The organism is Jingyaoa shaoxingensis, from assembly GCF_014385005.1.
GTDB lineage: Bacteria > Bacillota > Clostridia > Lachnospirales > Lachnospiraceae > Marvinbryantia > Marvinbryantia shaoxingensis.
Genome location: NZ_JACRSZ010000013.1, coordinates 40,739 through 55,747 on the forward strand (window position 1 = coordinate 40,739; position 15,009 = coordinate 55,747).

General features: G+C 44.3%; 11 protein-coding genes and 1 riboswitch. All 11 genes read left to right on the forward strand.

Annotated elements, in window-relative coordinates; translation table 11 throughout:
* The first annotated feature begins 9 nt into the window (after positions 1-9).
* Positions 10-2,022: a beta-propeller domain-containing protein gene (locus H8716_RS12395; protein WP_249309228.1), complete on the forward strand. Its 2,013-nt coding sequence runs from the start codon at positions 10-12 to the stop codon at positions 2,020-2,022.
* Positions 2,023-2,105: 83 nt separating this feature from the next.
* Positions 2,106-3,062, forward strand: coding sequence for a S1 RNA-binding domain-containing protein (locus tag H8716_RS12400; protein ID WP_249309230.1), 957 nt, complete (start codon positions 2,106-2,108; stop codon positions 3,060-3,062).
* Between the two features lie 375 nt (positions 3,063-3,437).
* The gene (locus H8716_RS12405; RefSeq protein ID WP_249309231.1) at positions 3,438-5,090 is read left to right on the forward strand and encodes a putative manganese-dependent inorganic diphosphatase; all 1,653 of its coding nucleotides are present in this window, start codon (positions 3,438-3,440) and stop codon (positions 5,088-5,090) included.
* Positions 5,091-5,137: 47 nt separating this feature from the next.
* Entirely contained in the window at positions 5,138-5,707 is a 570-nt protein-coding gene (locus H8716_RS12410) for a flavin reductase family protein (protein WP_249309232.1), read from the forward strand.
* A gap of 139 nt (positions 5,708-5,846) precedes the next feature.
* Complete coding sequence (locus H8716_RS12415) at positions 5,847-7,466, forward strand: peptide ABC transporter substrate-binding protein (protein ID WP_249309234.1); 1,620 nt, start codon at positions 5,847-5,849, stop codon at positions 7,464-7,466.
* Positions 7,467-7,596: 130 nt separating this feature from the next.
* Positions 7,597-8,532, forward strand: coding sequence for an ABC transporter permease (locus H8716_RS12420; RefSeq protein ID WP_249309236.1), 936 nt, complete (start codon positions 7,597-7,599; stop codon positions 8,530-8,532).
* Positions 8,533-8,536: 4 nt separating this feature from the next.
* A complete protein-coding gene (locus H8716_RS12425) occupies positions 8,537-9,595 on the forward strand; it encodes an ABC transporter permease (RefSeq protein ID WP_249309237.1) in 1,059 nt (352 codons plus the stop codon).
* 11 nt (positions 9,596-9,606) lie between these two features.
* Positions 9,607-10,701, forward strand: coding sequence for an ABC transporter ATP-binding protein (locus H8716_RS12430; RefSeq protein WP_249309239.1), 1,095 nt, complete (start codon positions 9,607-9,609; stop codon positions 10,699-10,701).
* Positions 10,685-11,629 carry an ABC transporter ATP-binding protein gene (locus H8716_RS12435; protein WP_249309240.1) on the forward strand — a complete coding sequence of 315 codons (945 nt, stop codon included), beginning with the start codon at positions 10,685-10,687 and terminating at the stop codon, positions 11,627-11,629. The genes H8716_RS12430 and H8716_RS12435 overlap by 17 nt, the downstream gene beginning before the upstream one ends.
* 396 nt (positions 11,630-12,025) lie before the next feature.
* Entirely contained in the window at positions 12,026-13,318 is a 1,293-nt protein-coding gene (locus H8716_RS12440; RefSeq protein WP_249309242.1) for a UDP-N-acetylglucosamine 1-carboxyvinyltransferase, read from the forward strand.
* 208 nt (positions 13,319-13,526) lie between these two features.
* A riboswitch (SAM riboswitch) is annotated at positions 13,527-13,625 on the forward strand.
* A gap of 188 nt (positions 13,626-13,813) precedes the next feature.
* Positions 13,814-15,001 (forward strand): methionine adenosyltransferase, encoded by a 1,188-nt coding sequence (metK, locus tag H8716_RS12445; RefSeq protein WP_249309244.1) that lies wholly within the window; start codon positions 13,814-13,816, stop codon positions 14,999-15,001.
* The last annotated feature ends 8 nt before the right edge of the window (positions 15,002-15,009 follow it).

Sequence of the window (15,009 nt, forward strand, 5' to 3'; positions counted from 1 at the left end):
GAAACCGGAATGGATCAGAAGGAATTACTGGATAAGATCAGACATTCTGCGGAACATATCGAGGTACCGGAGTCCCTGACAGCAGAGAAGATGGAAGAGAAGCTGCGTCAGATCGAAGGACAGAAGAAGATACAGAGGAGGAAGATCATGGTAAGATGGATAGAAGCAGCGGCAGTAATGGCACTGGTAGCGGCAGGAGGAACTCAGCTTGGGATGCAGAAGGAGCCGGGCAATGTCACAGAAGCACGGCTTCAGACAACGCTGGAACAGACTGCAGAAGCAGATACCGAAGAGATGACAGCAGATGAACTGCAAGAAGAAAATGCACAGAAGAAAACGACACAGACAGAGGGTGAACAGACTGCGGACGATGGGACAGTTACAGGATATTCCCAGGCGGACAGTGAGGAACAGTTATATGATGCCCTGAAGGAGTGTCAGTACCAGACAAGTTATTATGCAAAGGGAGGACTGGGAGACAGTGTGGAGATGTTGGAAGAATCGGCGTCCGCTGATTCCGCATTGATGGATACCGGGGCGGTCAGTTCGTCAGCAGATTATTCTCAGACCAATGTGAGAGAAGCAGGTGTGGATGAAGGCGATGTGGTAAAGACAGATGGAAAGTATTTGTATATTTTGAAGTCCGACAGCAGTGTGAAGATTGTGGACATACAGTCTTCTGAGATGAAGCTGGTAAGTACGGTTACACTGGATCAGCTGAATGAAAGTATCGAAGAGATCTATCTGGAAGATGATCAGCTCATTTTGGTGACATCCGGTTATTACAGCAGTATGGAAGAACAGGAAAGTGATGTGTATGCAGTCGATCGTTATACGTATGCGGCAGTCAGTGTGTATGATATCTCCGACCGGGAGCATCCACAACAGACGGAAAGAATGACCCAGGAAGGAACTTACCGTCAGAGCAGGAAGAATGGCAATTATTTTTATCTTCTGACTCAGTACAGTCCATCTATAGGTGAAAGTGTAGATGACAGTGATGTGATACCGTTTGTGAATGAGGAAAAGGTGACGGTGAATAATATCTATCTGCCGTCCGATCTGGATCAGCCGGATTACCTGGTAGTGTCAGGAACAGATCTCTCGGATTTGCAAAACCCTGTCAGTACAAAAGCAATTGTGTCCGGTGCATCCGATTTTTATATGAGCACAGACAGTCTGTATATCTGCTGTCAGAACTGGGAACATGGAAAAAGCAGCACACAGATTCTGAAGTTTTCATGCGTAGATGGTGAAATTACGGCGTCGAATATGGCAGAGCTTCCGGGGTATCTGAATGATACATTTTCACTGGATGAGTATGATGGTTATCTGCGGGTACTGACAACAGAGGATGGAAACGGAGAGAGCAACAACCTGTTTGTGCTGGATAAGGACATGAATACGATATCCACCATCAGAGACATTGCCAGTGGTGAAACCATTCGTTCGGCAAGATTTGTGGGGGACATGGGATATTTTGTTACATTCCGTCAGACCGATCCACTGTTTTGCGTAGATCTCTCTGATCCGGAGAATCCGGAGATCCTGAGTGAACTGAAGATATCAGGTTTTTCCTCTTATCTTCATATGTATGGGGAGAATCGCCTTCTGGGTATTGGCTATGAAGCGGATGAGGATACCGGAAGCCAGATCGGAGTCAAATTATCCATGTTTGATATTTCAGATCCGGAGAATGTGACAGAAGAGAATAAGTATGTAATAAAAGATGCATATTATCTGCCGTTTGATTACAATTATAAGGCAATCACCATAGACGCAGATAAGAACCTGATCGGTTTTGTCTGCGATGAAGAATATATGGTATTCCGTTATGACGAAGAAAAAGGATTTGAGAACGTGCTGACCTATACAATGAGTGATAATAATTGCTGGGACGGACAAGAAGCGTGCAGAGGCGTGTATGCCGGAGGACGGTTCTATATTGTGGACAGAGAAAAGGTACTGATGTTTGATATGGAACAGGATTTTGCGCTCGCTGACCGGCTGAACTGGAATTGACGGAAGTGACCTGAAAATGGTATAATTTTTCTGTTGTGGGAAGATTCCCGCAACGAAAAAATGGTCGCGGGAGGATAAGCACGATGGCAGAAGAGAGAAGAGAAGTCGAAGAGAGCATGGAGACAGCAGCTCAGGAGATGAGCATGGCTGACTTCGAGGAGGAACTGAATGCATCTTTGAAGCAGATACACGAAGGTGATGTAATCACAGGGACTGTAATTGATGTGACAGAAGATGAAGTCATTCTGGATCTGAAGTATTATACAGAAGGCGTAATCAGGAAGGAAGATTTCAGTGCAGATCCGACCCTGAATCTGAAAGAAGCAGTGCAGGTTGGTGATGAGATCTCAGCAACGGTAGTCAGAAGAGATGGCGGACAGGGACAGATTATGCTGTCAAAGAAGGATGCAGCGAATCAGGTAGCGTGGGACAGATTGAGAAGTCTGAAGGACAGTCAGGAGAATATCAGGGTAAAAGTAGCCGGAGTGGTAAAATCCGGAGTGATTGCTTATGTAGAAGATATCCGCGGATTCATCCCGGCATCCAAGCTGGCACTGGACTATGTAGATGAAGATGATCTGAATGACTGGCTTGGAAAAGAACTGGAAGTCCGTGTGATTACAGTGGATGAGGAAGACGGCAAACTGGTACTTTCTGCAAAAGAGATTCTGCGTGAAAAAGAAGCAGAAGAGAAGAAAGCAAGAATTTCTAATGTACAGGTAGGACTGGTAACAGAAGGAAAAGTAGAATCCATTCAGCCATATGGAGCATTTATTGATCTTGGTAATGGACTGACCGGTCTTGTGCACATTTCACAGATCTGCGAGAAGAGAATTAAGACGCCTGCAGCGGTACTTCATGTAGGTGATGAAGTAAAAGTAAAGGTTGTAGCAGTCAAAGACGGCAAATTAAGTCTGAGCATGAAAGCGCTTCAGGATGTGGCAGCAGAAGAGATTCAGGAAGAAACCGTGGAATTACCGGAGAGCGAAGAACTGACAACCAATCTTGGATCTTTATTTGCCAACATTAAACTTTCTTAAAAACTGTTATAAACTCACAAAAAAACGCAGGAGCGATTAAAAAAAATATAAAAAATAACAATAAAATTATAAAATGTTCATAGAATGTTCATAATTACTTGTTATCATATAGACAGTTACAAAAGATGAGACAGACAAATAGATAAATTTTTTCATAATTGCCTCCAGTGTACCAGACACTGGGGGCACTCCTCATTTATGCGGGCAACGAACCAAGGTCTGTGCCTGCATTCTGTTCACATCAACGCGGTCAGCTCATAAAGTCCGGTGAAGATTACAAAATGATTGCCAGATAATTGGAATGTGTGATATATTGAAATTAGTGAGGCATATATTCTTTTGATGGCAGCAAAAGAAAATGCGGGAGGACATCGTATGGATGAAAATACGAAGAACCAGATTTATGTCATTGGACATAAGAATCCGGATACGGATTCTATCTGCTCGGCAATCGCATATGCGTACCTGAAGAATCAGACAGATGAAGGGGAGTTTGTACCGAAGAGAGCAGGCAGTATCAGCACAGAGACACAGTATGTGCTGGATCGTTTTCAGGTGAAGACACCGGAATATGTTCCAAATGTAAAGACCAAAGTCAGTGATATGGAGATCCGCCATACTCAGGGTGTGAAAAAGAACATTTCTCTGAAAAAGGCATGGACCATTTTGAATGAGACGAAGGGTACAACCCTTCCGATTGTAACAGATGATAATATGTTGGAAGGTCTGATCAGTATCGGCGATATTGCCAGATCCTATATGGCAGTCATTGACAGTGCGATTCTGTCCAAGGCAAGAACACAGTATAAGAATATTCTTGAGACACTGGACGGAACACTTTATGTCGGGGATGAAGAAGCTTATTTTGAAAAGGGAAAGGTAGTTGTGGCAGCTTCCAGCCCGGAAGTTATGGAAGCATACATAGAATCGGATGATATGGTCATTCTGGGGAACCGGTATGAGACACAGATCTGTGCCATAGAGATGAATGCAGGATGTATTATTCTCTGTGGAGATGCTAAGGTGACGAAGACCATTCAGATCCTGGCACGGGAGAAGAATTGTTCTATTATTGCCACACCGTATGATACCTACACAGTGGCACATCTGATTAATCAGAGTATGCCGATCCGTTACTTCATGAAGGCAGAGGATCTGATTCTGTTTCATGAAGATGATTTCACAGATGATATCAAAGACATTATGGCGAGCAAACGTCATCGAGATTTCCCAATATTGAACAAGAAGGAGCAGTATGTGGGTACGATTTCCAGACGAAACTTACTGGGAATCAAGAAGCGCAGACTGATTCTGGTAGATCACAATGAAGCATCTCAGGCAGTAGATCACATCGAAGATGGTCAGATTCTGGAGATTATCGATCATCACAGACTGGGATCCCTGGAGACCGTGATGCCGGTATTTTTCCGTAATCAGCCGGTTGGCTGTACGGCAACGATTATTTACCAGATGTTCTGTGAAAAAGGAATTGAGATTCCGCAGCATATCGCAGGTCTGTTGTGTGCGGCAATTATTTCTGATACTTTGCTGTTCCGATCCCCAACCTGCACTCCGGTAGACTGTGACGCAGCGAAATATCTGGCAAAGATAGCTGGTGTAGACTGCGAAGAATTCGCAACAGCCATGTTTGAAGCCGGCAGTAATATGAAGAGTAAGACCGCAGAACAGATCTTTTTTCAGGACTTTAAGGTCTATGAAGTAGATAAGATGAATGTGGGCGTAGCGCAGATCAGCTGTATGGCAAAGTCTGATCTGGACATTGCCAAGAGTAAGCTTAAAGAATATCTGGGCAAAGCAAGAAAAGAACAGGGATTGAATATGCTGTTTTTCATGCTGACCAATATTATGAGCGAAACAACGGAGTTGCTGTGTGAAGGAGAAGGAGCAGAAAAGACAGTAAAAGAGGCATTCGGTATGGATGTGGAAGATGGTTCTGTCATATTGCCGAATGTGATTTCCAGAAAGAAGCAGCTCATACCGAGCCTGTTAAGTAAATTGCAGAAATAAAAACAGAGGTCCCTGAAACGGGACCTCTTGTAATGGAAAGGAAGATTATGTCAAAACAGATTTGGAAAGCAGGAAATATGGTTTATCCGCTTCCGGCAGTGATGGTAAGCTGCCAGCGCCCGGGAGAAAAAGCAAATATTATTACGATTGCATGGACAGGAACAGTCTGTACGAACCCGGCCATGCTGTATATTTCTGTCAGACCGGAGCGCTATTCCTACGATATCATCCGTGAGACGGGAGAATTTGTTGTGAATCTAACCACGGAGAAGTTGGCAAAGGCAACGGATTACTGTGGTGTCCGTTCAGGACGGGATGTGGATAAATTCAAGGAAATGCACCTTACGGAAGAACCGTCGGTACAGATTCATGTTCCTGGTATTGCTGAATGCCCGGTTAATATAGAATGCAGGGTGAAGAACATTCTGGAACTGGGGTCTCATCATATGTTTGTGGCAGAAGTACTGCAGGTACATGTAGACGAATCCTACCTGGATGAGAAAGGAAAGTTTCATCTGAATGACACCGGTCTGATGGCATATTCCCATGGAGAATATAAGACACTTGGGGAAACACTTGGGACATTCGGATACTCTGTACGAAAAAAGAGACGATGATATGATACTTTATGCATAGAATGCATTAACGTGATAAAGTATTTGAATTAGACAAATCTCTCCATACCATATATAATAAATGTAATATGTTGTACGCAAACAAATGTACAGGAGAAGCGTACACGGAAGGAGAGATATTATGAACAAACTCAAAAGCGCTGTTGTAATGACAATGGCAGCGGCAAGTGTGCTGGGAGCATCTGCTATGGCTTCAGATCTGAATGTCATGGTGGAGACACCGGTAGAATCTCTGGATCCACAGATCGCAACAGATGGTACTTCTTTTGAAGTTATCGCAGATTATACAGATGGTCTGATGCAGATGGATGCAGACGGAAAAGCCGTAGAAGCATTAGCAGAATCTTATGATCTTTCAGATGACGGAACCGTTTACACTTTCCATATCCGTGAAGATGCAAACTGGAGCAACGGAGAACCGGTAACTGCAGCAGACTTCGTATTTGCATGGCAGAGAGCCGTAGACCCAAATGTAGCTTCTGAATATTCTTATATGATGAGTGATATCGGACAGATCAAGAATGCAGCAGAGATTATCGCAGGTGATATGGACAAGAGCGAACTTGGTGTTACAGCAGTTGACGACAAGACACTGAAAGTTGAACTGAATGTACCAGTCAGCTACTTTACATCCCTGATGTATTTCCCGACATTCTACCCGGTAAATGAAGCATTCTTTAATGAATGTGGCGATACATTTGCAACCAGTCCTGACACCATCCTTTCCAATGGTGCATTCGTAATGGATGATTACGAACCTGCAGCAACAGCATTCCACCTTACCAAGAATGCAGATTACTATAATGCAGATTCCATCTCACTGGAAGGAATTAATTACCAGGTAATTCAGGATTCCCAGACTGCACTGATGAGTTATCAGACAGGTGCCCTGGATATGACCATTGTAAATGGTGAACAGGTAGATCAGGTAGAAGATGATCCCGAATTCTCATCACAGGGTGCCGGATATCTCTGGTATGTGAGCCCTAACATCTCTGCAGTAGAAGAACTGCAGAATCTGAATATCCGTATGGCTCTGACTATGGCAATTGACCGTGAAGCCATCACAAATGATGTATTAAAAGATGGTTCCATTCCGACTTACACTGCAGTTCCAATGCAGTTTGCAGCAGGTCCTGATGGATCTGACTTCTCTGAAGATCAGGAAATGTTCTCAGATGTATGTGCAACTGATCCGGAAAAGGCAGCAGATTTCTGGGCAAAAGGTCTGGAAGAACTGGGAACAGACAGCATCGAACTGGATATGATCGTTGATGCTGATGATGCACCACAGAAGGTGGCAACTGTTCTGAAAGAGCAGTGGGAGACCACACTTCCTGGTTTAATAGTAAACCTGGTTGTAGAGCCTAAGAAACAGCGTGTAGAAGATATGCAGGATGGTAATTTTGAAGTAGCTCTTACCCGTTGGGGACCAGATTATGCTGACCCAATGACATACCTTGGCATGTGGGTAACAGACAACTCCAACAACTATGGTTTGTGGAGCAATGCTGATTATGATGCAATGATTGATGAATGCACAACAGGTGATCTGTGTACTGATGCAGAAGGACGTTGGGCTAAGATGTATGAAGCTGAAAAGATCGTTATGGACGATGCAGTGATCTTCCCTCTGTATACAGCAGCAAATGCACAGATGATATCCAGCAATGTAACAGGTCTGGAACAGCATCCGGTAGCACTGAACCGTGTATACAAGAATGTTGTAAAAGAAGACTAATCTAAAGAAAAATATCTTTTTGTAAAAGGTATGGAAGCCGCGCGAAGGGATGATTTCCTTTCGTACGGCTTTCCGTTTACGTGAGCAATCTGACGTAATACAGGAAAAAAGATAAAACAGGAGAAGAAAAGTGAAAAAGTATACGCTGAAACGAGTGCTTACCTTCATATTTACTTTATTGGCAATTTTGCTGATATTGTTCATACTGATGCAGTTAATGCCTGGGTCTCCGTTCAACGATGAGAAACTGAATGACGACATGAGAGCTGCATTGTATGCCAAGTACGGACTGGATAAGCCAATTATAATTCAATTTTTCCATTATGTAAAAAATATGCTGCAGGGAGATTTCGGTGTCAGTTACAAGATCTCTAAGAATACACCGATTTCTCAGTTAATCCAGACACGTCTGCCAATTTCCATCGGTATAGGTGGTATGGCAGTTGCCCTTGGTGCAATCGTAGGATTGTTACTGGGACTTCTGGCGGCACTGAAGCATAATACCATCTGGGATACACTGGCAACTATTATTTCTGTTATCGGTGTATCAGTTCCTTCCTATGTATTTGCGCTGGCATTAAGTTATAACTTTGGTTTCAAATTACAGTGGTTTCCGATGCTGTTCAGTCAGAAAGATGTTATGGGATCCAGCGTACTGCCGAGTATTTCCCTATCTATGTTTACCATGGCATCCATTGCCAGATTCACACGAAGTGAGATGCTGGAGGTACTGGGAAGTGATTACATGCTTCTGGCAGAGAGTAAGGGCTTATCCGGTTCGGCACTGATTTTCCGTCATGCCCTGCGAAATGCCCTGATTCCGATTGTAACCGTATTGGCACCGCTGATTGTAGATCTGATGACAGGATCTCTGGTAGTAGAAAAGATCTTCGCCATCCCTGGAGTTGGAAGTCTTCTGGTCAATGCGATCCAGTCCAATGACTACAACGTAGTTATCAGTCTGAGTTTCATTTATTCCGCAATGTATATTGCGATTATGCTGGTAGTAGACCTGCTTTATGGTGTCATCGACCCTAGAATCCGTCTCGCCAAGAAAGGAGATTAACGTAATGAGTGAACAGACAGTAAAGACAATACAGAGTACATATGTTCCGACAGACGCTGATTTCCGGCTGAAGGACAATGCAGGGGAGATCACCATTGATACCAACTTTGCCGCACAGAGTTTCTGGAAGGATGTAACCATCCGATTTTTCCGGAAAACCAGTGCACTTGTGGGACTGCTTTTGATCATTATTATTACTGTACTGGCAATTGCAGGACCGGGAATGAATGAATACACCTATTCCGGTCAGGAACTGAGTCAGAAGAACTTTGCACCGCGTGTACCCGGACTGGAAAAACTGGGGATTTTCGATGGTGTGGAGAGAATGACTACTTCTTCCGGAACAAAAGAATTCGACAAGTATACAGAGAACAATCTGACTGACGTATATTACTGGTTTGGAAGTGATAACTTTGGCCGCGATATCTGGACCCGTACCTGGGAAGGCGCAAGAGTCTCCCTGATCATTGCAGTTGCGGCGGCTCTGATTGATATGATTATCGGTATGAGTTACGGCCTGATCTCCGGTTATTTTGGTGGGCGGACAGATATGATCATGCAGCGTATTCTGGAGATTGCCAACGGTATTCCAAGACTGGTTATCGTAACATTACTTTTGCTGGTATTAAAACCAGGTATGCTGACCATCATTTTTGCACTCATGCTGACAGAGTGGGTCGGCATGAGCCGAATTGCTCGTGCAGAAATGCTGAAGTTAAAAGAACAGGAATTCGTTCTGGCATCCAGAACTCTGGGCGCAGGACATTTCTTCATTATTTTTAAACAGATTTTACCGAATATCATCGGACCGATCATTACACAGGTAATGTTTTCCATTCCGACTGCGATCTTCACCGAAGCATTCTTAAGCTTCGTCGGTCTTGGTATTCCGGTGCCACAGTGTTCTCTTGGATCACTGATTTCAGAAGGATTTAACAGTTTTACAACGCATCCGTTCCAGATCATCCCTCCGGTTATCGTTATGGCACTGCTGATGCTGAGCTTTAACCTGGTAGCAGACGGACTTCGTGAAGCACTGGATCCGAAAATGAAAGAAATGTGAGGTGCGTGCAGATGTCAGAAACAAAAGAAAAGATTCTTAAAATTAAAGATCTGGATATCACATTTAAGACCACAGCCGGACCGGTTCATGCCATCCGTGGCGTAAATATCGACCTTTATAAGGGAGAGACCGTTGCCATCGTTGGTGAATCCGGTTCTGGTAAATCCGTTACCATGAAGGCTGCAATGGGAATCCTTGCATCCAATGCCACCGTAGACAGCGGAAGCATCGAGTTTACCTATACCCATGCAGACGGCAGCAGAGAGACGGTAGATATCCTGACCAAAGATAAGAAATGGATCCGTAAACATATCAACGGAAAACGAATTGCCATGGTATTTCAGGATCCGATGACCAGTCTGGATCCGACCATGACTATCGGAAAGCAGATCATGGAAGGCATGATATGGCACTTTAAGACTCCGAAAAAAGAAGCCTGGGACAAGGCTGTGGAGCTGTTAAAGGAAGTTGGTATTTCCGATGCAGAAAAACGTATGAAAAACTATCCGCATCAGTTATCAGGTGGTATGAGACAGCGTGTAGTGATCGCTATTGCCCTGGCATGCAATCCGGATCTGCTGATCTGTGACGAACCGACCACAGCGCTGGATGTAACCATTCAGGCCAAGATCATTGAGCTGATCAAACGAATTCAGGATGAACGAGGCATTTCTGTTATCTACATTACCCATGACCTGGGTGTAGTAGCAAAAGTGGCAGATTATGTCAATGTAATGTATGCAGGTAAAATTGTGGAAAAAGGAACCATTGATGAGATCTTCTATGATCCGAGACATCCATATACCTGGGGACTGTTATCTGCCATGCCGGATCTGAATACCGACGATCGCAGACTGTATACTATTCCGGGATCTCCGCCAAACCTGCTTCACGAAAAGACAGGAGATGCATTTGCACCGCGTAACCGTTATGCACTGGAGATCGATGATAAGCTGGAACCTCCGATGTTCCAGGTAACCGATACTCATTATGCAGCAACCTGGCTGCTGGATGAGCGTGCTCCGAAGGTAGAGATGCCGGCAGAACTGAAAGCTCGAATTGAACGAATGAAGGAGGAGGCAAAGAAAAATGGCAGTGAATTATAATGCAGAGCCGATCCTTACCGTCAAAGGTTTAAAACAGTATTTCAAAGTCAGCAGTACCTTTACCGTAAAGGCTGTAGATGATGTATCTTTTGATATTTATCCGGGAGAGACCTACGGACTGGTAGGAGAATCCGGTTCCGGCAAATCTACGATTGGGCGTAGTGTGATTCGTCTGTATGACCCGACTGCAGGAGAGATCCATTTTAATGGAAGAGATATCAGCGGCAAGCTTTCCAAAGCGGATAATCAGGCACTTCGTACCCAGATGCAGATGATTTTCCAGGATCCGATGGCATCTCTGAATCCGAGAAAAAAGGTGCGTGATATTCTGGGAGAAGGTCTGGATATCCACCATCTATATAAGACAAAAGAGGAAAGAGAGACAATCATCAAGAATATTCTTGCAAAGGTAGGACTGGCACCGGAGCATGCAGCGCGTTATCCACATCAGTTTTCCGGTGGACAGCGACAGCGTGTGGGAATTGCCCGTGCACTGATTATGAATCCGAAGCTGATCATTGCAGATGAATGTATTTCTGCATTGGATGTGTCCATTCAGGCACAGGTAGTCAATCTGATGAAGGATATTCAGGAAGAGACAGGGCTGGCATATCTGTTTATTGCCCATGACCTGTCTATGGTAAAATATATTTCCGACCGCATTGGCGTACTTCATCTGGGACATCTTCTGGAGACAGGAACTACGGATGAGATCTTTGCTAATCCGGTACATCCATATACCAGAAGTCTGTTATCTGCGATCCCGGAGCCAAATCCGAGAGTAGAAAAAAACCGCAAATCAATGACCTACGATTATGCCACCAGCGGCATCGATTACAATGTGGGAAGTTATCACAGCATGGGTGGACAGCATCAGGTATTCGGTACCGATGAAGAGATTGCAAAATGGACAAGTGAAAAGTTCTAATCTGTGAAGGTACGGAACAGATACACAAAAATTAAAAAGCAGGATATGCGCAAAACAGAAGAATTGTGTATATCCTGTTTTTCCCTTGTGTAAAAAGTTGTAAGATAGGTTACTATATCTAGTGAAGAAACAGGAAAAATTGGACAGTTGGTACAAGATAGTGTTTCAAAAAAGTTTCAAAACTAGTCGTAATTATTGCAAAATGTGAATTCTTATTTACAAATTTTAAGTTTGTGGTATAATGGATAAAGATATTTTATAAGGGGTAGAAGCGAGCAGGGGAAAAGAGTCGCTTCTGGAATATCAGATTACTTAATATCCATTCCGAATACACTTGAAGAATGGGATTGTAACTTGGAGAATTGGGAAGAGTGTAAATAAATCTAGAGGTGTCTAATGGAGCAGTATATAATCAAAGGCGGGAATCCACTGGCCGGAGAAGTAGAGATCGGCGGTGCGAAGAACGCGGCATTGGGTATTCTTGCTGCAGCAATTATGACAGATGAGACTGTACGGGTAGACAATCTGCCGGACGTACAGGACATCAACGTGCTGTTAGAAGCAATCAGTGAGATTGGTGCCAGTGTCACCAGAGTAAGCAGAACTTCAGCACTGATCAATGGATCAGGTATTGGCAGTGTCAGTGTTGATTATGAATATATTAAGAAGATCAGAGCATCCTATTATTTGCTTGGCGCACTGCTTGGCAAGTACAAGAAGGCGGAAGTGCCGCTTCCGGGAGGATGTAATATCGGAAGCAGACCGATTGACCTTCATCTGAAGGGATTCAAGGCACTGGGTGCCAAGGTACGTATTTCTCACGGAGCGATCATCGCAGAAGCAGATCATCTGAGAGGAAGCCATATCTATCTGGATACAGTGTCTGTAGGAGCAACCATCAATATCATGATGGCAGCAGCGATGGCAGAAGGCCGTACGATTATTGAGAATGCGGCAAAGGAACCACACGTTGTAGATGCAGCGAATTTCCTGAACAGCATGGGAGCTAATATCAAGGGTGCAGGTACTGATGTGATCCGTATCCGTGGCGTGGAGAAGCTTCATGCTACTGAGTATTCCATTATTCCGGATCAGATCGAGGCAGGAACCTTTATGTTCGCTGCAGCAGCCACCAGAGGAGATGTGATTGTCAAGAACGTTATTCCGAAGCATCTGGAAGCGACCACTGCGAAGCTGGTTGAGATCGGATGTGAGGTAGAGGAATTTGATGATGCAGTCCGTGTAGTGGCTACGAAACGTCTGAACAATACGAATGTGAAGACTCTTCCATATCCTGGATATCCGACTGATATGCAGCCACAGATCGGTGTGGCACTGGCGATTGCCAAGGGAACCAGTATCGTGACAGAGAGCATCTTTGAGAATCGTTTCAAGTATGTGGACGAGCTGATCCGTATGGGAGCAGATATTAAGGTAGAAGGCAACACCGCAGTGATCTATGGAACAGAGAAGCTGATGGGTGCCAGAGTCAGTGCACCGGATCTTCGTGCAGGGGCAGCACTTGTCATTGCAGGGCTTGCAGCAGAAGGCATCACGATCGTAGACGATATCGTATATATCCAGCGTGGTTACGAGAATTTCGAGCAGAAGCTGCGTGGACTTGGAGCTGAGATCGAGCGCGTATCCAGTGAAAAAGAGATCCAGAAGTTCAAGCTGAGAGTAGGCTAAATCACCTGCGTCATCAGGAGCAGTTGTTTTGTATACCTGGAATTTTTATAAAAAATATATAAAATACCCAGATTGCCCTTGACGAAAGAGTTTTCTGGGTATATCTTTATATATGCGTGTGATACAGATGTCGCACAGATAAAACAGCATAAAGAATGTTGTAACTATTCAGAATCCATTGTAAGGAGACTGAACAGATACGGTATTTCTCTTATTCAGAGTGGTGGAGGTACAGAGGACCTGAGAAACCACGGCAACCCCGCACAGCGGAAGGTGCCAACCTGAGCGAGCAATCGAACAATAAGAGGATGAACTGTCATAGATGATAGAATGTCCGCTTATTCGAGCGGACATTTTTTGATGTTCGTGCAGATTGCGGGAGCACAAAGTGCGCAGCAATCTGATGTGCATCACATGTAGATGAATTCCTCGAGATCAGGAAATACCGGGCTAAGTAACTAATCATTTTTATTTTATTACGAGAGGAAAAGAAAGATGGAAAGACGTTTATTTACATCCGAGTCCGTTACAGAAGGACATCCGGACAAAATGTGTGATGCGATTTCAGATGCAATTCTGGATGCATTACTGGAACAGGATCCAATGAGCCGTGTAGCCTGCGAGACAGCTACCACAACAGGTATGGTTCTGGTTATGGGAGAGATTACCACCAAAGCATACGTAGACATTCAGAAGATCGTACGTGAGACGATTCGTGAAATCGGTTATACCAGAGGAAAATACGGATTTGATGCAGATACCTGTGGTGTGATCACAGCGATTGACGAACAGTCAACCGATATTGCCATGGGTGTAGACAAGGCACTGGAAGCAAAAGAAAATCAGATGTCAGATACAGAGATCGAAGCAATCGGTGCAGGAGACCAGGGTATGATGTTCGGCTATGCAACCAATGAGACCGAAGAATATATGCCATATCCTATCGCACTGGCACACAAGCTGTCACGCCGTCTGACAGAAGTCAGAAAGAACGGTACACTGCCATATCTTCGCCCGGATGGAAAGACTCAGGTAACAGTAGAATACGATGAAAATGACAAACCGGTAAAACTGGATGCAGTGGTATTATCCACACAGCATGACCCGGAAGTATCTCAGGAACAGATTCATGCAGATATCAAGAAATATGTATTCGATGAAATTCTGCCACAGGAAATGATCGATGAAGATACCAAGTTTTTCGTCAACCCAACAGGACGTTTCGTAATTGGCGGACCTCACGGGGACAGTGGTCTGACAGGACGTAAGATCATCGTAGATACCTACGGTGGATATGCAAGACACGGCGGTGGAGCTTTCTCCGGTAAGGATTGCACCAAGGTGGACCGTTCCGCGGCTTATGCAGCACGTTACGCAGCTAAGAACGTGGTTGCAGCAGGACTGGCAGATAAATGTGAAGTGCAGCTTTCTTATGCTATCGGTGTTGCTCAGCCTACATCCGTTATGGTAGATACTTTTGGAACCGGTAAGCTGTCTGATGAAAAGATCACTGAAATCGTACGTGAGAACTTTGATCTGCGTCCGGCTGGAATCATCAAGATGCTTGACCTGCGTCGTCCGATCTACAAGCAGACTGCAGCTTACGGACACTTCGGAAGACTGGATCTGGATCTTCCATGGGAAAAACTGGATAAAGTCGAAGATCTGAAAAAATATTTATAATTATAAAA

Coding starts and splice junctions, on each gene's coding strand:
- H8716_RS12395 (WP_249309228.1), top strand. CDS start 10: ATGGATCAGAAGGAATTACTGGATAAGATCAGACATTCTGCGGAACAT.
- H8716_RS12400 (WP_249309230.1), top strand. CDS start 2,106: ATGGCAGAAGAGAGAAGAGAAGTCGAAGAGAGCATGGAGACAGCAGCT.
- H8716_RS12405 (WP_249309231.1), top strand. CDS start 3,438: ATGGATGAAAATACGAAGAACCAGATTTATGTCATTGGACATAAGAAT.
- H8716_RS12410 (WP_249309232.1), top strand. CDS start 5,138: ATGTCAAAACAGATTTGGAAAGCAGGAAATATGGTTTATCCGCTTCCG.
- H8716_RS12415 (WP_249309234.1), top strand. CDS start 5,847: ATGAACAAACTCAAAAGCGCTGTTGTAATGACAATGGCAGCGGCAAGT.
- H8716_RS12425 (WP_249309237.1), top strand. CDS start 8,537: ATGAGTGAACAGACAGTAAAGACAATACAGAGTACATATGTTCCGACA.
- H8716_RS12430 (WP_249309239.1), top strand. CDS start 9,607: ATGTCAGAAACAAAAGAAAAGATTCTTAAAATTAAAGATCTGGATATC.
- H8716_RS12435 (WP_249309240.1), top strand. CDS start 10,685: ATGGCAGTGAATTATAATGCAGAGCCGATCCTTACCGTCAAAGGTTTA.
- H8716_RS12440 (WP_249309242.1), top strand. CDS start 12,026: ATGGAGCAGTATATAATCAAAGGCGGGAATCCACTGGCCGGAGAAGTA.
- metK (WP_249309244.1), top strand. CDS start 13,814: ATGGAAAGACGTTTATTTACATCCGAGTCCGTTACAGAAGGACATCCG.